This is a genomic window from Ignavibacteriales bacterium (assembly GCA_016709765.1).
Classification (GTDB): domain Bacteria; phylum Bacteroidota; class Ignavibacteria; order Ignavibacteriales; family Ignavibacteriaceae; genus IGN3.
In genome coordinates this window covers 124,474-143,480 of sequence record JADJMD010000012.1, presented here as the reverse complement: position 1 = coordinate 143,480, position 19,007 = coordinate 124,474, and the positions used below count along the sequence as shown (strand labels likewise).

The 19,007-nt window shown below is 34.4% G+C and carries 17 protein-coding genes; 2 read left to right on the top strand and 15 right to left on the bottom strand.

Features of this window, described 5'->3' with window-relative positions:
- Window position 1: 1 nt before the first annotated feature.
- Together IPJ23_06630 and IPJ23_06625 are read right to left on the bottom strand one after the other, a co-directional pair.
- The gene (locus tag IPJ23_06630; protein MBK7630357.1) at window positions 2-1,192 is read right to left on the bottom strand and encodes a pyridoxal phosphate-dependent aminotransferase; all 1,191 of its coding nucleotides are present in this window, start codon (window positions 1,190-1,192) and stop codon (window positions 2-4) included.
- Window positions 1,193-1,300: 108 nt separating this feature from the next.
- Window positions 1,301-1,807 (bottom strand): hypothetical protein, encoded by a 507-nt coding sequence (locus tag IPJ23_06625; GenBank protein ID MBK7630356.1) that lies wholly within the window; start codon window positions 1,805-1,807, stop codon window positions 1,301-1,303.
- A gap of 136 nt (window positions 1,808-1,943) precedes the next feature.
- Here IPJ23_06625 and IPJ23_06620 point away from each other — a divergent pair, with 136 nt between their 5' ends.
- Entirely contained in the window at window positions 1,944-2,789 is an 846-nt protein-coding gene (locus IPJ23_06620) for a dienelactone hydrolase family protein (GenBank protein MBK7630355.1), read from the top strand.
- Between the two features lie 94 nt (window positions 2,790-2,883).
- Here the strand turns inward: IPJ23_06620 and mscL are convergent, their stop codons facing one another.
- The 4 genes from mscL to IPJ23_06600 form a co-directional block, all read right to left on the bottom strand.
- The gene (gene mscL, locus IPJ23_06615) at window positions 2,884-3,276 is read right to left on the bottom strand and encodes a large-conductance mechanosensitive channel protein MscL (protein MBK7630354.1); all 393 of its coding nucleotides are present in this window, start codon (window positions 3,274-3,276) and stop codon (window positions 2,884-2,886) included.
- Between the two features lie 138 nt (window positions 3,277-3,414).
- Window positions 3,415-4,986 carry a T9SS type A sorting domain-containing protein gene (locus IPJ23_06610; protein ID MBK7630353.1) on the bottom strand — a complete coding sequence of 524 codons (1,572 nt, stop codon included), beginning with the start codon at window positions 4,984-4,986 and terminating at the stop codon, window positions 3,415-3,417.
- Window positions 4,987-5,154: 168 nt separating this feature from the next.
- Window positions 5,155-6,804, bottom strand: a complete 1,650-nt coding sequence (pckA, locus tag IPJ23_06605; GenBank protein MBK7630352.1) for a phosphoenolpyruvate carboxykinase (ATP) — start codon at window positions 6,802-6,804, stop codon at window positions 5,155-5,157.
- Window positions 6,801-8,018 carry an aminotransferase class I/II-fold pyridoxal phosphate-dependent enzyme gene (locus tag IPJ23_06600; GenBank protein MBK7630351.1) on the bottom strand — a complete coding sequence of 406 codons (1,218 nt, stop codon included), beginning with the start codon at window positions 8,016-8,018 and terminating at the stop codon, window positions 6,801-6,803. The genes pckA and IPJ23_06600 overlap by 4 nt, the downstream gene beginning before the upstream one ends.
- A gap of 200 nt (window positions 8,019-8,218) precedes the next feature.
- Between IPJ23_06600 and IPJ23_06595 the strand changes: the two genes are divergently transcribed.
- Window positions 8,219-9,433, top strand: a complete 1,215-nt coding sequence (locus IPJ23_06595) for a T9SS type A sorting domain-containing protein (protein MBK7630350.1) — start codon at window positions 8,219-8,221, stop codon at window positions 9,431-9,433.
- Window positions 9,434-9,468: 35 nt separating this feature from the next.
- Here IPJ23_06595 and coaD read toward each other — a convergent pair whose 3' ends face one another.
- The 9 genes from coaD to dnaJ all read right to left on the bottom strand — a co-directional run bounded on the left by coaD (window position 9,469) and on the right by dnaJ (window position 18,984).
- Window positions 9,469-9,951 (bottom strand): pantetheine-phosphate adenylyltransferase, encoded by a 483-nt coding sequence (gene coaD / locus IPJ23_06590; protein MBK7630349.1) that lies wholly within the window; start codon window positions 9,949-9,951, stop codon window positions 9,469-9,471.
- A gap of 70 nt (window positions 9,952-10,021) precedes the next feature.
- Complete coding sequence (locus tag IPJ23_06585) at window positions 10,022-11,467, bottom strand: YncE family protein (GenBank protein ID MBK7630348.1); 1,446 nt, start codon at window positions 11,465-11,467, stop codon at window positions 10,022-10,024.
- A gap of 7 nt (window positions 11,468-11,474) precedes the next feature.
- Window positions 11,475-13,082 carry a choice-of-anchor B family protein gene (locus IPJ23_06580; GenBank protein ID MBK7630347.1) on the bottom strand — a complete coding sequence of 536 codons (1,608 nt, stop codon included), beginning with the start codon at window positions 13,080-13,082 and terminating at the stop codon, window positions 11,475-11,477.
- A gap of 13 nt (window positions 13,083-13,095) precedes the next feature.
- Window positions 13,096-15,189: a T9SS type A sorting domain-containing protein gene (locus tag IPJ23_06575; GenBank protein ID MBK7630346.1), complete on the bottom strand. Its 2,094-nt coding sequence runs from the start codon at window positions 15,187-15,189 to the stop codon at window positions 13,096-13,098.
- Window positions 15,162-15,716 carry a 16S rRNA (guanine(966)-N(2))-methyltransferase RsmD gene (rsmD, locus tag IPJ23_06570; GenBank protein ID MBK7630345.1) on the bottom strand — a complete coding sequence of 185 codons (555 nt, stop codon included), beginning with the start codon at window positions 15,714-15,716 and terminating at the stop codon, window positions 15,162-15,164. Before rsmD ends, IPJ23_06575 begins: the two co-directional genes overlap by 28 nt.
- 16 nt (window positions 15,717-15,732) lie before the next feature.
- Window positions 15,733-16,659 carry a hypothetical protein gene (locus IPJ23_06565; protein MBK7630344.1) on the bottom strand — a complete coding sequence of 309 codons (927 nt, stop codon included), beginning with the start codon at window positions 16,657-16,659 and terminating at the stop codon, window positions 15,733-15,735.
- Window positions 16,660-16,670: 11 nt separating this feature from the next.
- Entirely contained in the window at window positions 16,671-17,240 is a 570-nt protein-coding gene (locus IPJ23_06560; protein MBK7630343.1) for a hypothetical protein, read from the bottom strand.
- Between the two features lie 31 nt (window positions 17,241-17,271).
- Window positions 17,272-17,769 (bottom strand): helix-hairpin-helix domain-containing protein, encoded by a 498-nt coding sequence (locus tag IPJ23_06555; protein MBK7630342.1) that lies wholly within the window; start codon window positions 17,767-17,769, stop codon window positions 17,272-17,274.
- Between the two features lie 60 nt (window positions 17,770-17,829).
- Window positions 17,830-18,984 (bottom strand): molecular chaperone DnaJ, encoded by a 1,155-nt coding sequence (dnaJ, locus tag IPJ23_06550; protein MBK7630341.1) that lies wholly within the window; start codon window positions 18,982-18,984, stop codon window positions 17,830-17,832.
- Window positions 18,985-19,007: the final 23 nt, after the last annotated feature.

The window sequence follows — 19,007 nt, the reverse complement described above, 5'->3', positions numbered from 1 at the left end:
TTTAATGTATTTTGTTTAATGCCTTCTTTAGTCTAAATATTGCTTCATGTAAATGATCCATAGAAGTTGCATACGACATTCTCAGATATCCTTCACTTCCAAATGCACTGCCAGGAACCGCAGCGATGTGGGCTTCATAAAGCAAGTGCATCGCAAAATCAAAAGAGTTTTCCACCTTTAGCACATCAGATTTTTTGTTAAGATAATGTGAGATATTGGGAAAAAGATAAAACGCTCCTTCAGGTTTGTGGCAAGTTATACCTTTTATTGAAGTTAATTCATGGTAAAAATATTCGCGTCGATTTCTAAATTCTTCAAGCATTTCACTTATAACATATTGTGGACCCGCGACGGCTTCTATTGCAGCATGTTGTGATATAGAAGATGCATGTGAGGTTGTGTGACTTTGAATCTTATTGATGGCGCTCACAATATTTTCTTCTGCCGCTGTATAACCAATTCTCCAGCCTGTCATTGCATAAGTTTTTGATATTCCGTTAACAAGTATGGTTTTCTTTTTCATTTCAGGGTCAAGTGAGGCAAAACTTATGAATTCAAAATTATCATATACTAATTTTTCATATATCTCATCTGATAGAACATAAAAACTATTTTTTAAAACAATTTCTGCCAACGCAGTCAATTCATCTTTCGTATATGCAGAGCCTGTTGGATTTGATGGATTACAAAGAATCAGCATTTTAGTTTTGGGAGTAATCGCAGAAAGTAATTGCTTAGGAGTAACTTTAAATCCTGTTTTTTCATCGGTTTGAATTATAATATTTCTACCACCCGCAAGCGAAACCATTGCAGGATATGATACCCAATATGGCGCAGGAATAATTACTTCATCGCCAGGATTTACAGTTGCAAGAATGCTGTTATAGACGCTTTGCTTAGCACCATTGGAAACTATTATTTCATTTAATTTGTAATCAAGATTATTATCACGTTTTAACTTTGCAGAAATAGCGGTGCGTAGTTCATTAGTCCCTTGATTAAGTGTGTATCGTGTTCGGTTTTCTTCAATCGCATTTATACCAGCAGTTTTAATACTATTTGGAGTGTGAAAATCAGGTTCGCCCATACTCAAGTCAATTACATCAACGCCTTCAGATTTTAATTTTTTCGCTTCGGCGGCAACCATCATTGTAGGTGATGCACCTATTTCTTTTACTCTATCAGCTACCAAAATATTACTCCTGTATTATTATGTTTGGGGAAATGTTAGTAAATCAGACTTGGGCAAATATAGTATGCTGATTTGGAAATAAAAATTATTTTGAATCTTACTGAAATCCTATTTTTTTCTTGGCCTATTTTTCGTCGCTAATTCTTTCAACAGCTCAGCATGAAAGATAATATTTTCAACATCATTTTCAACTATCACGGATTGAACATCGCCGATCCAATATTCAGTTTCAAGAACAGTTTTGTCATCCAAAAACATCCCAAGGACTATCATAGTTTTAGTCTTGATATTAAGAGAATCATCTCTCATTAAAAGCATTTTCTGGTTATATCTTATTAATTGATTGTCTTTAAAGTAATATTGATTCGCGGAATTGCCTCTACTTCCTATACTCTCCTCTTCATTGATAAAAACAAGCTCATCATTTAAAAAATATGAACGAAATATGGATCTTCTTTCTCCAACTACCTTGATTGTATTAAATCCATCTTCAAATTTTATTTCGCTGGAGATTTTTTGGACATAGACTTTATAATTTTGAAGTTTTTCATCTTTGCTTGCGCAGGAGATTATAAGAGCAAATCCAAGAAACAGGGAAAGAAAAGCTTTTATCATATCATTTATAAATTTATTTAATGAACCTTCTTAATCTAAACCCAAAATGTTTTTTTTACAATGAACTTTACTATGGAACTTACTATCTTCTTTTTGAGTTTTATAGATATTCATTCAATATTAAAGAGGAGTAATAATGATTAAAACACTTTTAGCGGTGGTTTTTGTTTTTGGAATTCAGCTTATATCTGTTGCACAGAATAAATCCTGTTGTTCGACAGAGGAATCAGTTTCATTCACATCTTTTTCGGAAGAAAAGGAATTTAGAGATATTCATCAAATTCCTGCCGCATTTACTTTAAAAGATGCATTAGGTCAAATGATTACTTTCAAAACAAAGGATGGCAAATCAGCAAACGGTTATTTTGTAATATCAGAAAAACCATCAAACAAGTTTATTTTTGTTTTTCACGAGTGGTGGGGTTTAAATGACTACATCAGAAAAGAATCTGATGAACTTAAAAAAAAGCTTGTTGATGTGAACATTTTGGCTATTGATTTATACGATGGAAATGTTGCTGATAATCGAGAAGACGCCGCAAAATATATGCAATCAGTAAAAGATGAGAGAGCATTTAATATTATTAAAGGTGCGATTGATTATGTAGGTAAAGAAGCAAAAGTTGGAACAATTGGCTGGTGTTTTGGCGGTGGTTGGTCTTTACAAGCAAGTATTATGCTTGGTAAACAAGGTAGAGCCTGTGTGATGTATTATGGAATAATCGAAAACACCCCGGAAACATTTAAGGAATTAAATGCTCCTGTTCTTGGAATCTTTGCTGAAAAAGATGGTTGGGTAAATCCTGAAGTATATGGAAATCTTGAGAAAAATCTAAAAGCAGCGGGAAAAAATGTAACTATAAAAAGTTATGATGCCGATCATGCTTTTGCAAATCCAAGCAATGCAAAATTTGATGAGAAAGCAACTAAGGATGCAAAAGAGCTCACTTTGAAGTTTTTTAAAGATAATTTAATGAAATAATAAAATGATTTTTTGATAAATAATATTAATATTAGTCGGTAACTAAAAAGCCATTCTATTAGAATGGCTTTTTGAATTAAAAGTATTTAATTATTTATTTCTTTAATAAGTCTCTAATCTCGCCAAGCAAAACTTCTTCCTTGGTGGGTGCAGGTGGTGGAGCTGGAGCCGCCTCTTCTTTCTTTTTCATTGAATTCATTGCTTTTATAACCATAAAAATTGCGAAAGCAATTATTAAAAAATCGACGGTAGCATTGATAAACATACCATAATTTAAAGTTACTGGCGCCACTCCTTCTGAGCCCTCTTTTAGCGTTAATGCTAATTTAGAGAAATCCATTCCACCAAGAAGTAAGCCAATTGGCGGCATTAAAACATCACTTACAAATGATGAGATAATTTTACCGAATGCACCGCCGATAATTATACCGACTGCCATATCCATAACATTACCCTTCATTGCAAATTCTTTAAATTCCTTCATCATGCTCATTTTTTAGTTCCTTTTATGTTGATTGAAATAGTTAGCATATTTAGATGTGCTGGTCTAATATAGAAATATTACTCAATATAAAAAACCGCAGTGAAAACTGCGGTTTTTAAAAACAAACTACTAGCACCAGAACTATTTCATAAGTAACATCTTCTTAGTTTCAGAAAAGTTTTCTGTCTGCAATGAATAGAAATAAATACCACTAGGTAAATTAGTTGCATTAAAAGTTAATTGATGATAACCTTGTTCTTGAGTCTGATTAACAAGAACTGCAATTTGCTCACCAATAGCATTCATAACAACAACTTTAACATTTGTTTTTGCACTTAGCACATAACCAATTTTAGTTGTTGGGTTAAATGGATTAGGATAATTTTGTTCGAGTGTATATGTGTCAAGACTTCTTACATCAACCTCAATTGCTTCAGAATATTCATAAGCTCCATTATAATCAATTTGTTTTAAGCGGTATGAATATATTCCATTTTGTAGATTCTTATCAGTAAATGAATATTCTTTTTGTTCTGTTGTAGTTCCAGCACCTTTAACAAATCCAACAGTTACAAATTCAGAATTAGCAGAACTTCTTTGAATTTCAAATCCATTATTGTTTATTTCTGTTGCTGTTGACCAATTAAGTGTAACCTGTTGGTTTTGAGATACAGCAGTAAATGAAGTTAATTCAACTGGAAGTACAACTCCGTCTAATTTTAATATAGTACCAGCATTACCGACAGCCCAGCAATAATTTCCTGTTGTAGCCACCCAGTACAAAGTTTGTGTTGTTCCTGTCGTTAATGGTATCCAGGTTGCTCCGTTATCTTTTGTATAATTACTGACACCAGAACTGCCGACTGTAACGTAGGCACTATAAGTTGGCACATTTACAATAGATCTAAATCCTACACCAGCTAATGAAGAAGTTGTCCAGGTTGATCCACCATTATCTGTCATGGCGATAGTATTGTCTAAACATACTATAAGTCCATTTAACGGATCTTTAAAGGAAATAAAGCTTGAACCACCAAGTATACCAGGAAATGAAGAACGTGTCCAGTTTAGTCCATTATTATCTGATTTGTAAACAAAATCTGTAGTACCAGCTGCGGTATAAGATGAAAACCAAACAGTATTTCCAAGAGTAAATAAATTACAAGCAACTCCAACTTCACCAGCAACGCTGTCTGCAGGAGGATAGTTTCCTGCAGGTACTCTGTTCCAATTTGTGCCGCCATTAGTAGTGGTCAGTATCTCCCAATTGGATGATGTAACTGGATCAGGATCACCATAGTAAACTCCATTGTTTGCATCAAACATACGTAAACCATCACCAAAACCTGTCGGGTTATTATATTGAGAAACCCATGAAGTTCCGCCATCTGTTGTTTTCCATATACTAACATCTGCTGAACCGCCAACTGTTCCTGTTACCCAAGCTGTTGTGGCATCAAAGGCATCAATTGTATACATCGTTGAACCAGCGTTAGGTGAAGTTACTGGTACCCACGTTGTACCTCCATCTGTGGTTTTTAGAACAACACCACTGTTTCCGCAAGCCCAAAGAACATTGTCATTAACTGCCTTTATGTACCTTAAACGGGTTGTTATACCGCTGGTCTGTGGTACCCATTGTGAAAAAATTTCTGTTGCTGAAAGTACCACGAGAGAAAGAACAATAATGGAAGAAAGGAGAGATCTTTTCATACTATACTCCTGAATTATTTTGAGGTTATTTAATTGTAGGAACGTTATAATAAATAATAATTTATTAACTGCTTTTAACCTAATAAAATGAATATCATTTGTCAATTGGAGATAAATTGAAAATTAATATAAAAAAGCGGGTTGTACGTACCCGCCTTTTCTAACAATTTACTTTCCTAATCTCTTTGGGCCAGCCGATTGTACTTCATCTGAAGTGTCTTTTTCAAACAGCTTAAAGTTCTCAACGAAACGTGCTGCAAGCGCATCATACTTTTTCCAATACTCATCTTTATTGCCCCAGGAGTTTGAGGGCTCAAGTACATCTTCGGGAACTTCTGGACAAGTTAGTGGCACTTCAAATCCAAACAATTTATCTTTTCGATATTTTACTTTATCTAACTTACCTTCCAGGGCAGCATTTAAAAGATTTCTAGTATGACGAATACTAATTCGTTTTCCCACACCAAATCTTCCGCCAACCCAGCCTGTGTTAACAAGCCAAACATTTGCTTTATGCTTGAGCATTCTTTCTTTCAACATTGCAGCATATTCATAAGGATGACGAACCATAAACGGGGCTCCAAAACAAGCAGAGAAAGTTATCTGTGGTTCTATTCCAAGTCCGATTTCAGTTCCAGCAATTTTAGAAGTGTAACCGCTTATAAAATGATATTGGGCTTGTTCAGGATTTAATTTTGCAATTGGAGGCATTACACCTGAAGCATCGCATGTCAAAAAGATTATATTTTTTGGATGTGTTCTTACATATCCATCGGGAACAACATTTGGAATAAAACTTAATGGATAAGAACAGCGGGTATTTTCTGTGATCTGATCATCGTCCAAATCGATGTATCTGCTAACAGGATCGTAAACAACATTTTCTAATATCGTTCCGAATCTTCTTGTCGTTTCATAAATCTCCGGTTCAGCTTCTGCAGAAAGACGAATTACTTTTGCATAACATCCGCCTTCAAAATTAAACACACCTTCATTACTCCATCCGTGTTCATCATCGCCTATAAGATTTCTTTTTGGATCCGCAGAAAGTGTTGTTTTACCAGTTCCGCTTAATCCAAAAAACAATGCAACATCACCTTTGTCTCCAACATTTGCTGAACAGTGCATAGGTAAAACATCTTCAAATGTTAGTAAGAAATTTAGAAGTGTAAAGACAGATTTCTTAATCTCGCCGCCGTAAAGTGAGTTTGCAATTATCGCCGTGCGTTGTGCAAAGTTTAATATAATTCCAGTTTCAGTTCTCGTTCCATCAATGGCGGGCTCGGTTTTAAAACCCGGTAAGCAAATAACTGTAAAATCAGGAATAAACTTTTTAAGTTCATCTCTGTCTTCTGTTGTGATGAACATATTTCTTGCAAATAAACTGTGCCACGCTTTTTCAGTTATTATTCTGATCGGCATTTTATAATCCGGATCGGCACCAACATAACAGTCTTGAACAAATAATTCTTCACCCTGACAATAAGCCTGAACTCTACCCATCAACTGATTAAATTTTTCTGAGCTGAACGGACGATTATAAGCACCCCACCAGATTTTATCATTTGTGCTTTGTTCCTGAACTATAAATTTATCTGCCGCAGCTCGTGCAGTATGTTTGCCTGTATTTACTACAAGCGGACCTTGTTTAGAAAGTTTTGCTTCATTTCTGAAAATTGCTTCCTCATACAAAGCTTCGTCAGGTAAATTCCAGAATACACGATCAAGATCTGTTAAACCCTGATTCTTTAATCTGAAATCAGAGGCAAGTTCCATTGCCTGCTTTGTTGCGGGGGTATTAAATTCTAAATATTTCATGACCAATCCCTCACTAATTTTCTGTCGCCAATATATAGTTCGTTAGGTGAGTTAGGATCGAGAGCCCATTTCATTCTCTCAATTCCATCTTGAACATCTTTTATAGCTCCGCAATAGCTTAACCTCAAATGACCATCCAAACCAAACTCTTTACCTGGAACTGTTAGCACCTGAACTTTATCAATTAAAAATTCCGAGAGTTTGTTTGAGTCTTTCATATAAGCAGAAAAATCCGCAAGACAATAAAATGTTCCATCAGGTTTAGAAACTTTAACACCTTCAAACGATCTTAACAAATCAACCATAACATTTCTGTTGTTTTCTAAAGTTGCACGTAAACTTTCTACACCGGATTGAATTCCGTTTATTGCGGCAACTGCAGCTTTTTGTAACAATACAGATGGACCGGAAGTTTGATGTCCCTGTATGTTGCTCATTGCCTCGATTACTTTTTTATTTCCAACAGCCCAGCCGATTCTAAATCCCGTCATAGCATACTGTTTAGAAACTCCGTTTATTACAATTATCTTAGAATTTTCATCTTTCTTTTTTGCATACTTAAAACAGTTGATTGGTTTTCTTCCATCAAACAATAAGCGATGATAAATATCATCCATTATCAGCCAGATATCTTTCTTCTCGCAGAACTCAACAACTTCAGCAATAAAATCCTCGCTGTACATTGCGCCGGTAGGATTGTTAGGACTGTTGATGATAACCGCTTTTGTATAAGAGCCAACTCTGTCTGTAATATCTTTAATGTTCGGATAAAATGTACCATCTTCCGGAAGTGCAGTAACAGGAATTGCACCAATCATTCTTGCCATATCAGGATAACTAACCCAATACGGAGCAGGGAAGAGAACTTCTTCCTGAGGATTTAATATTGCCTGAAGCGCAACCATAATTGCCTGCTTAGCTCCGCCTGATGCAATAACGTTTTCAGGTCTTACTTTTCTTTCATAAAATTCATCTGTGTACCTGATGACGGCCTGCTTAAGCGCAGGAATACCATCTGCAGGTGCGTAGCGTACTTCTCCGGTGTTTACGTGTGCAACAGTTGCAAGTATTGCATCCATTGGCACTTTGGTTTTTGGTTCCCCGCCGCCAAGATGAATTACGGGATCACCTTTTTCTTTTAAGATTGCAAACTTTTCATTTAGCTTTAAAGTGGGCGAGGCTTTAATAGATTTTGCGATAAGACTGAGACTCATTTAGAACCTCTGATTGTGTGAATAATACTTATTAAAATTAACCCTTCTAAATTATTTGCACAGTGTAAGAAAGGCAAGGTTATTTGAATCATTTTCAAAAAAAATAAAAAATAAATTGCCAAAGTTTATTTGATTTTAACTAATTTATTTTGTTCGTTTGTGGTGAAGGTTTTTATTCAATTTTTCATTCAGGGGCTTTTATGAAAAAATTAGTTTTAGTTTTTGTATTCTTTTCTATAATTTCATTTCAGCTAAATGCACAGTGGTTTCAACAAATAAGTGGAACAGAGTTCGATTTATACGGAGTCTCTTTTACTGATGTAAATAGCGGAACAGCTGTCGGAGATGGCGGTACAATTCTCAGAACTACAGATGGAGGTACTACCTGGACGCTGCAATCAAGTGGAACAACAAATTCTTTATCGTGTGTTTCATTTACTGACTCAAATAACGGAACAGCTGTTGGTTACAATGGGACCATATTAAGAACTACAGATGGTGGAGCGAGTTGGATTCTACAACAAAGTGGAACAATGGAATGGTTATGGGGTGTATCCTTCACAGATTCAAGAATTGGAACCGTTGTTGGTGAGAAAGGTATAATTCTCAGAACAACGAATGGAGGAGCTTCTTGGGTTCCACAATCTAGTGGTACGACAAATACTTTATTAAGTGTATCCTTTACCGATTCAAATAATGGGACAGCTGTCTGTTTAGATGTTCTCAGAACCACAAACGGTGGAGCTACTTGGATTCCCCAAAATAGTGGAGCAACAAACTGGTTGGCAAGCGCTTCTTTTACTGATTCCAATTATGGAACAGCAGTTGGTTATGAAGGCACAATCTACAGAACTACAGATGGTGGTATTACCTGGACTTCGCAAACAAGTGGAACAACAAATTGGTTGTACGGTGTCTGCTTTACCAATGAAAATTACGGAACTGCTGTTGGTACTTTTGGGACAATCTTAAGAACCACAAATGGTGGAGCAACCTGGATTTCTCAGCAATCTAATGTGGTTCCTTTTAATTTATCTGCTGTGTCATTTACAGATTCGCTTACTGGGACAGTCGTTGGTGATCAAGGTAGAATCGTTCGTACCATAAATGGTGGAGTAACAAATATAGAAAAGACGATTGATGTAATGCCAACTGAATACGGCCTGAGTCAGAATTATCCAAACCCGTTTAATCCAAGTACCAGTATCCAGTATGCAATAAGCAGTAGGCAATTTGTCACTTTAAAAGTTTACGATGTCATAGGTAAAGAAATTGCAACACTAGTTAACGAAGAAAAAAGTGCTGGAAATTTTAATGTTGAATTCAATGCATTTCACTTGGCAAGCGGAATATATTACTATCAACTAAGAGCAGGGGATTATGTTGAGACTAAGAAGATGATTCTTTTGAAATAAAAAAGTCACGAATTTGTTTGTGACTTTCTTCTCTGTTATACTAAAAACTTTTTCTTCAAAGCATCATGTACATTTGGTGGAACAAAGCTGCTAACATCTGCATGAAGAGATGCAAGATTTCTAATAACAGTTGAATTAAGGTAAGTATATCTTTCGTGAGGCATTAAAAATATTGTGGTTATATCGCCGCTAAGTTTTCTATTCATTAACGCCATCTGAAATTCAAATTCAAAATCGCTTATTTGCCTTAACCCCCTTACAATTGCGGTTGCACCAACTTGTTTTGCATGCTCAACAAGCAATCCAGCAAATGAATCTATTACAACTTTAGAATTAAATTCTTTTAATGATTCACGGAGCATTTCAACTCGTTCTTCAGTAGTAAATAATGGCTTTTTTGTAGGATTGATTGCTACAGTAACTACTACTTCATCAAATAAATCAACTGCTCTTTTTACAATATCAATATGCCCAAATGTTACAGGATCGAATGTACCGGGGTAAATTACTTTTTTCATATCATACCAAATAAAGTTTATTTATTACATTCAAATCTATTATTAATAACAAAGAATAAAAAAATCTTATTTAATTTATTTTTTCTACAACCAGTCCTGAAGAAAATTCTTCTAAATCTATAACTTTTTCTACCGATAAAGTTTCAGTATTAATTATTCCTAAAGTCCCGTTGTTGCCTTCTCCATTAATTTTAAATTTTGGTTGATGCATTCCATCAAGATTACGACCGGAAACATAAATGTATTTGTCATCTTTCGTAATATCACAGCCATGCAGCATATTTAAACGCACATCGGAAATTTGTGCAATTCTGTTCCAACTTGTACCTGATTTTTCTATCACATTTAAAGCACTTCCATTGCCAGAATTCATCATTGTAGAAACGTATATTCTATTGCCAGTGCTAGAAACCACAATATGCATTGGCATTTCGTTCACAACAACTTCTGCAAATATACTGTCTGCATTGGTGTCTATAATTAATATTTTACTTACTCCTCTTGCGGAGATATATAAATAATTACCATCTGGTGAAATAGCTGCCTGCATTGGTTCAGTACCAGTTGGCAGTATTATATCATCAAGAAACTCATCATTTACCGCATCTACAATGCTTATCCTATCCTTGGTAAGATTTGCTACGTATAATTTTAAATTACTTTGATTCAATGCCAGAGCATGCGGTATACCAGTTACAGGTAATGAAATCTCTTTAGTTAAACTCATAGTGTTTAAATTAATTACGTATATCGTATTGTAGATACTTGAGGAACTAGATGATCGTGATACATAAGCTTTTGTGCCGGTAGAATCAATTTGTATCATTCCTGGTTTTTCTAGACCGGAAATTTCAGCTACAATTTGGTTATCAGATTTTCTAATTTTAAAGAACTTACCTGAGCTAATAACAGTTGCATAGATAAATTCCCCAAACTCCTTTACCATATGCGGTGCATCAATTGTGGAATTGGTACTAACATTAATTAATCTTGACACCACTTTTTTATCACCATCTATTACTGATATCAGATCACTTGCTTGATTGCAAACATAAACATGGTAACTGGCATTGCTTGATGAAACTGTTCCGCCTTTGTCTTTAGCACCATCATTTATCCAATTCTTAACAATTTCTGTTTCTGAAGAAGTAAGATTTATTCCATCATGCGGAGAAAGGGGAGTAACATTTTTTTTTATTATTTGATAAAGAAGACTTTTGTCGGCGTTAAACGGAATGACAACCTCACCTTCAAAATTAAAGCTACCGTTATTGCCTGATTTTGCTCCTTGCATTAAAGCTGAAAATGTTTCCATCGAAATATTACCTGCCGGTGTTGCACCAATATGGCATCCTGAACTAGCACATTTATGAATAATAATTTCAGCGACAGCGTAACTTTCAAATCCATTATTATTTTCATCAATATATCTGACAGCATCTTTAGGGTTTTCTTTACATGCGATTAGTGTCAGAAATATTAAACTAATGGATACAACAATAATTATTATCTTCATTTTACTCTCATTTAATCAAATTCATTTTAATAATGTTGGAATAATTTCCTGATTGTATTCTAGCAAAGTATGCCCCTGATGAAAGATTACCAGCGTTGAAATTTATTTCAAAAACTCCAGAGTTTTTTATTTCATTTACAAGTTCTCTTACTTTTTCGCCAAGAGAATTATAAACAGAGATGTTTACAAATCCACTTTCAGGAATGGAAAATTTTATTTTGGTAGTAGGATTAAACGGGTTTGGATAGTTTTGTTGAATCTGAAACGAGGTAGTTGAATATACTTCAACTTTAATCACTTCGGAATAACTAAAACTTCCATCAAAATCTAACTGTTTTAACCGGTACTCGTAAGTACCCTCAACTATATTTTCATTGGTGAATGAGTAAACTTTGGGTTCAGTTGTAGTTCCAGCTCCGTTAACAAAACCAACCGTAAAAAAATCATTGCCTGATTTTCTTTGAATCTCAAACCCCTGGTTATTCGTTTCAGTTTTCGTTTCCCAATTAAGAACAACTGAATTTCCTAATACATTACTTGAAAATGAACTAAGCTCAACAGGAACTATGGCATTAAAATGTAGAACGTATAACCCAGTTTCTATATCTGATATTATTGTATTACCTGAAGGAAGAAAAGGATAACAACCCCAAGCTCCCTCATAAGTTCCTGTGTTTGAAGGATAAGTATCATAGTTGGCTGCTAATATTGGTTGTGTTGGATCGGAAATGTCTAACACAGCATAACCATGTTTATAATATGATATGTGAGCGTAGTTTCCCTTCACAAAAAGATTATGCACTGGATCACCACTGCCGGGATTTGGGTTTGGTAGTTGCCAGTTCGGAATCACGAGATCCCAGCTAGATCTATCTTGTAAATCCCAAACTGTAATATCTCTCTGATCAAACTCTTCACAACCAATAAAATATCTTTTGTCTTCGGTCATCCAACCACTGTGTGCATATATACCAGGTAAACTTTGACTAACTGAAATCAAGACAGGATTACTTTTATTTGTTATATCAATAAGATCATACGAATCTTCAGCACAAGCGACTACAGTATCATTCCAAACAAAAACATCATGTATATACCCGCTGCCCGCGTAGTATGCTGTTCTGGTTGGATTTGTTGGATTGCTTAAATCTAAAATATGCATTCCACCACTTCCGTTTGTTCCGATAACAAATGCATAACCGTTATCAATAAAAATATTATGGGCGCGTGTAAACCATGTTTCATTTGTTGCTACTAATGTTGCATCATTTGGTAATTGAGAAAGATCAATAATTTGCAACCCTCTCCCCGTACTTGTTGCTTCGGTGACAACATAAGCATAAGTTCCATGTACTTTTGCGTCTCGCCAAATTGAAGGAGGACCAGGAATAAACTTGACTTCCACGGGGTTTGAAGGATTTATCAGACTAACTATTGAAGTTCCATGTTGTGTAAGAAGTAATGCATATTCATTTCCCAATGGATCAACATATCCCCAAATATCATTGTAACCTATTGAGGGATATGGATTGAAGTTAGAAACTAGCTCAATACTCGATTGAGCAAAGTTTGGAAATGCAAATGCCATCCATAGCATGAATAAAAGAATTTTCATCGTGTAACCTTATTTATTTTAATAAAACAATCTTAATCGTTACACCGGATTTCAAAGTTCGCAGATTTATAAAATATACACCTGCAGGAAAACCGGCAGCATCAAAGCTTAATTGATGACTTCCGGAATGCATGAACCCATTAAATAATTCGCTAACTTTTTCGCCAAGAGCATTGTAAACGGCAAGCGAAATCAATTCGGATTCATGTAAATCAAAACTGATTATTGTTGACGGATTAAAAGGGTTGGGATATGCTGTAAGAAGTAAAAATTCTATCGGCTTAGTATCCCAGTCTTTGATATCGGATATCGTTAGGTTGTTGTAAAGATAAAGCCCCCCTTTAATATTTCCAAACATTAAATCGATATCTGAATCGTTGTCAATATCAATTAAATTTGGAACTGAATTACCTCCAAAATTTAATTCAGTAATAAGATTGTTTTTAAGTGTCCAAATCGGTGTAAAATCATTTCCCGCATTTTCGAAGTAAAAAATATTTCCATCTCTGCTGCCTGAGAATAAATCGTTATCCCCATCATTATCATAATCAATAAGAAACGGTGCACTGTTATCTCCGACATCAATTCCAGAGAAATAATTTTGCTGTAATTCGTAGGCTGGGGAAGTTTGTGAACCAACATTTTTATAAAATGTTATTCTGCCATTAAAACCTCCAATAATTAAATCCAAATCACCGTCTATATCGATATCTTTAATAAATGGAGTGGATGAAGTTCCAATATCTATGGGAAGTAAATTTATATCGGTTAAAATTCCCTCAAGTACAAAATCAGGAATAAACTTTGTCCCAATATTTTTATAGTATGATATCTTTCCATCAAATTTTCCAATAAAAAGATCATAATCTTCATCTCCATCAACATCTCCAAATGCTGGTACTACCGAAAGATCACCGGTAATATTTGAAAAATTTTCAGTAAGAAGATTATAGTGTGGTGAAATTGGTGAGCCATCATTTCTAAAAAAATAAATTGAGCCCAACGGATTTTTTAATGCACCAATAAATATATCCAGATCACTATCTGCATCAATATCTACAAATACAGGATAACTATTATTTCCTACATCAAGTGTTTTCAGATAGTCCTCAGTGATTTTCCTGAGGTTCGGATTAAATTGGTTCCCCTGATTTTCATAAAACATAAGCGATTGGGGCACACTTGGATCGTAAAGCACGGAAACAAATAAATCTAAATCTTTGTCTGAATCAATATCAACCAAACGCGGCATATTGAATCCACTGGTGTTTACACTATCTTCATTTATCGGATAGATAGTTGATGTAAGTTGAATGTTGGGAACGGTCGCAGTGCCTGAATTGGTCAACAAATAAAGGCTATTACTAAAAAAATCTCCCCAAATTAAATCTAAATCGTTATCACTATCAATATCAGCAAACTCCAAAGAACTTGCACCGTGTCTGAATTCTGAATTTGCTGATGTTCCAATAATTAAAATGTTCTGCCAAAAATTTGTAATAAACTTAAATGAAAAATTTTGTGCTGTTCCAATGTTTTCATAATAAGTAATGGTACCTGCCGAGTTTCCAAGAAAAAAATCATAATCATTATCTCCATCAATATCTGCAAGTATTGGATTACTGCCTGTTTCATTTGGGATATTTTGTCCGAGATTATCCTTAAGAGTATCAATGCTATTTTCAAAAAAAGGTGTTGCAGCGGAACCAGTATTTTTATTATATGTGATGTATCCACCATTACTTGTAAAAAAATCAAAGTCATTATCAAAGTCTGCATCAAAAAAATAAAACCAATCCAACAATTTTAAACCTGGAATAGTATCCAAAGACAAGACAAATTCCGGTTCACTTGGATTCCCTTCATTTTTTAATAATCCAAATGTTCCATCGCTATTAAAAAAAAAGAGGTCAAAATCGCTGTCGCTATCAATATCCACAAATTGATGCTCAATGTTATTGAATCCACCGGATAATATATTCTGATATTCGGATGTTCCATTTGTAAAAATCGGATTGTTAATTTGTCTTTGGTATAATTGGCTGAAGATGTCGGTAGGGATAATAAAAAGCAGTACAATTAAGTAGAAAAAATTTCGTATAGACAAGCGTCACCTATTATTTTAAACGGTTCAACATTAAAATTATCAATATCCTTTTGCTTTGTTTGGATTGATCTCTCAATTATCATTCTGGCATCTTGCTTAAGATATCCATTAGATTTAATATTCTCAACAACTTTGTAAATATCATCATTAAAGAAGGGCGGATCAGCTAGGATTAACTCATATTGTTTTTCCGGTATTCGTTTAGAGTAATCAACTGCCTCAGATTTTACAACTTTACAATTATTCTCAACTCCAAGTGATTTAATATTATCGATAAGATTTTTGTATATCTGAAAATTTCTTTCAATAAAAGTTACGTGCAAAGCACCACGGCTGATACATTCCAAGCCGAGTGATCCTGATCCGGAATAAAAATCGAGTATTTCAATTCCATCAAAATCTATTCTATTATTTAATAAATTGAAAAGTGTTTCTCGAACTCTGTCTGTTGTTGGTCTAATTTCTTTGGATTGAGGAACGTTAATCAATCTTCCTTTAAAGATGCCGGATATGATTCTCATTCTCATATAATTTTAAAAGTAATTAGGCAATTCTAAAAGCAATTCCTGCTGCAGAGGCAAAGGAGTTATACTTTTCTAAGTACAACTTACTTTCGTAAAGATCGGGTACTGGTCTTATTTTATCAAAGGGGTTGAATAGAGTGAAATCCAAACCCAATGTTTTTTTAAGTGTTTGAACAATGGCACCTGTTATTTCATCACCAGAAATAAATGCTGCTTCTATCTGTTCTCGTTTTACATTAAGGATAGATGAATGGGATGTTTCTTTAATTAGATGATTTGTTATCTCTCCAGCATCATTTAAGGGAATTACTTTAAAATATAGCGGTTTGCCGTTAAACGCATAAAAAAGTGAGAGAAATTTACTGTTGAAATAAATGCTTAGAGTTAATCCTTTATAAACGATTGCATTACTAACAGATAAAGACCTTTCAGCTGCTATGTGAAGGTTATCTATAAATTTTAGTTTGAGATTATTTCTTTTACAAAATGAATCGAGCATCTGTAAATATCTTCGCTGGATAGCAAAAACTAATGCAGAACTTGTTTCATTGAAATGCCCCTTCTCAATCTCAAAATACTGAATAACTAAATTTTTTGTAGAAATGAAAGGGTAGAGTACTGATAGTTCCCATTTAAATTCATCAAGCAAATCTTGATACAAAAGCGTTGTATCGTAAGGCATTTGCATTGTGTGAAAAAGTTCGAATGGAAGAGTAAACGAGACGGCTGTACTTTTAAAATTCTTTTTGATCAGCAGTTCATCAAAAGCGCCCTGAAGTAGGGCGCTAATTTTTGTTTCTTTATCATTTTCAAAATCTATCTGATCATTAAAATAAGTTTCATCAACATTAACCAACTTGAATTGATCATCTGAATAATTTATTTCAACAACTTGCAGTTTAGAACTGGATATATTAAACCCGATATGATTTTCAAATCCAGTCATTAATTTTCAGATTACTCCCAGGATGCTGTGTTTTTCAAAGCATCATTATCAATACTTCCTATGGTTCCATAACCGTTTGGATCTTCAATATAATATTTTGTTCCAATAACCTTTTTCTTATCAAGTCTTAAAAATTTTCCGGAAGGTGTAACAACAGAATCGGTAACTTCCGAACTATCAATTTTCATGACAAATCTTTCAAAAGTCTTTGGTGAGTAGTATAGACTGTCAGGTGTAAAAGTACCATCGGATAAGTTATTAAAAGGATTTGCAGGTTTCATGGTAAGTGAATCAAATGCATTAACAATGCTATCAACAAATCTATCATTCTTAACAAAGTTAATCAGCTTATCCAAATCACCGCTAAAAGCTCCATTCTTTTTTTGGAAAAGAATTTGTGCTTCTTTAAGATTTGACATTCTCATTCTTGTTTCATTCTTGAAATATTTTTCAGCTTCAACTTCAGCAGAAGGATCAATAACCGCAACTTTAATTAAAAGAAAGGTAAGGATGGCGACAACTAAATATAAGCCAGCGTGGATGTACCAAGGATCATCATTCTTCGAGTTTTTGGAAAACATTTTTCCTCCGGAAAAAATATAATGTTAAACGTTAATCAATAAAAATGTACTTTTTAATTTTAGATAATTTGCTTTCGCCAATGCCTTTTACATTCAACAGCTCATTAATGTTTCTAAATCGTTTATTTTGTTCACGATAATCAATAATATTTTGAGCCGTTTTTTGCCCTATTCCTGGTAAATTAACCAGTTCACTAACCTTGGCAGTGTTCAGATTAATACTTTTTTCTGCAGGCAAAGTTTTTTTCTGAATATTATCAAAACTTTGAGTGTTAAAATCTAAAACTTCCTGCTTATAGTCAACCTCTTTATCATCACTTTTTTTAGAATTATCTAAATCAGCGACTTTACTAGAATTATTAAACTTTTCATCTTCTTCAGAATAATCAAAAATCTGATAAGAAACTGTTTCCTGTTTGTCAACAAATACTTTGTATGTTAATCCAACTATAAAAACTATAATTACAAACAAGGAGATTTTTAATTCAGTTTGCGTTAATCCTATTTTTTTAGAAATTCCCTCGAGCATTTTGCCCCCGAGTAATACCTTTAATTTATTTTACTAAGAAAGTTAACAATTACTGTTTAATTATAAACCAAATCTCCTAAAAAAACCTTTGTCATTTTCTTTATCAGACGTTTTAAAATTTGGCTGTTCAGCAAGTTCTTTTAACAATTCCTTTTCCTTGTTACTAAGCTTTTGTGGAATATTAACAACAACTCTTACTATTTGATCGCCGCGTCCGGAATGATTTAAATGTTTAATTCCCTTATCGCGCATCTTTAAAAGCTTGCCTGATTGTGTACCTGAATCAATTTTTAATCTTGCTTTTCCAACAAGTGTTGGAACATCTACTTCAGTTCCTAAAACCGCTTCGGGAAAAGTGATTGTCAAATCATAAACAATATCATCCTCTTCTCTAACAAAATACTCATGTTCTTCTTCTTTAAAAACAACAATTATATCTCCTGAATGACCTCCTCGTTTTCCGGCGTTACCTTCACCACGCATTGTCATATAACTACCTTCGTGAACTCCAGCAGGCACATCAATATTGACCATTATGTCATCATTAATTCTTCCATCGCCCATACACTTTTTACAAGGAGTATCAATCACTTCGCCTTCACCATTACAATTTGCACAAGCAGTAATGTTAACAAATTGCCCAAATACCGATCGAGAAACAGATCTGATTTCTCCAGAGCCATTACAAATTGGACATTTCTTTTTAGGCGTATTTGCTTCAGCACCGCTGCCGCTACATTTATCGCACTTAACTTGTTTTTTTACTTTTATTTTTTTTGAAACACCTTCGGCAATTTCTTCCAACTTAAGTTTTAAAGTTACTTTTAAATCAGAACCAGGTGTTCCGTGCCCACGTTGTCTTCCACGCTGCTGTCCGCCGCCAAAAAAGTCATCAAATATTGAAGAACCGCCGCCGGCTCCAAAAATATCCGAAAAGTGAGAGAAGATATCATTTATATCCGAAAATCCTTGCGAGCCATAACCGCTGCCTCTAACTCCATCGTGGCCAAATCTATCATACTTTGCTCTCTTATCATCATTATTTAAAATCTCATATGCTTCTGCTGCTTCTTTAAATTTTTCCTCTGACTCTTTATCACCTGGATTTCTATCCGGATGATATTGCATTGCAAGCTTACGGTAAGCTTTTTTCAAATCATCTTTTGTTGCGTTTTTTGCTACACCAAGTATTTCGTAATAATCTCTTTTAGTCATTAATTTCTTTGTCTTTCTCTTTG

What these genes read in the sequence shown, in the direction of transcription:
- IPJ23_06625 (MBK7630356.1), bottom strand. Translation starts at nt 1,807, where the DNA reads ATGATAAAAGCTTTTCTTTCCCTGTTTCTTGGATTTGCTCTTATAATC.
- rsmD (MBK7630345.1), bottom strand. Translation starts at nt 15,716, where the DNA reads ATGAGAATGAGAATCATATCCGGCATCTTTAAAGGAAGATTGATTAAC.
- IPJ23_06560 (MBK7630343.1), bottom strand. Translation starts at nt 17,240, where the DNA reads ATGTTTTCCAAAAACTCGAAGAATGATGATCCTTGGTACATCCACGCT.
- mscL (MBK7630354.1), bottom strand. Translation starts at nt 3,276, where the DNA reads ATGATGAAGGAATTTAAAGAATTTGCAATGAAGGGTAATGTTATGGAT.
- IPJ23_06580 (MBK7630347.1), bottom strand. Translation starts at nt 13,082, where the DNA reads ATGAAAATTCTTTTATTCATGCTATGGATGGCATTTGCATTTCCAAAC.
- IPJ23_06610 (MBK7630353.1), bottom strand. Translation starts at nt 4,986, where the DNA reads ATGAAAAGATCTCTCCTTTCTTCCATTATTGTTCTTTCTCTCGTGGTA.
- IPJ23_06565 (MBK7630344.1), bottom strand. Translation starts at nt 16,659, where the DNA reads ATGACTGGATTTGAAAATCATATCGGGTTTAATATATCCAGTTCTAAA.
- pckA (MBK7630352.1), bottom strand. Translation starts at nt 6,804, where the DNA reads ATGAAATATTTAGAATTTAATACCCCCGCAACAAAGCAGGCAATGGAA.
- IPJ23_06620 (MBK7630355.1), top strand. Translation starts at nt 1,944, where the DNA reads ATGATTAAAACACTTTTAGCGGTGGTTTTTGTTTTTGGAATTCAGCTT.
- IPJ23_06600 (MBK7630351.1), bottom strand. Translation starts at nt 8,018, where the DNA reads ATGAGTCTCAGTCTTATCGCAAAATCTATTAAAGCCTCGCCCACTTTA.
- IPJ23_06595 (MBK7630350.1), top strand. Translation starts at nt 8,219, where the DNA reads ATGAAAAAATTAGTTTTAGTTTTTGTATTCTTTTCTATAATTTCATTT.
- IPJ23_06585 (MBK7630348.1), bottom strand. Translation starts at nt 11,467, where the DNA reads ATGAAGATAATAATTATTGTTGTATCCATTAGTTTAATATTTCTGACA.
- coaD (MBK7630349.1), bottom strand. Translation starts at nt 9,951, where the DNA reads ATGAAAAAAGTAATTTACCCCGGTACATTCGATCCTGTAACATTTGGG.
- IPJ23_06555 (MBK7630342.1), bottom strand. Translation starts at nt 17,769, where the DNA reads ATGCTCGAGGGAATTTCTAAAAAAATAGGATTAACGCAAACTGAATTA.
- dnaJ (MBK7630341.1), bottom strand. Translation starts at nt 18,984, where the DNA reads ATGACTAAAAGAGATTATTACGAAATACTTGGTGTAGCAAAAAACGCA.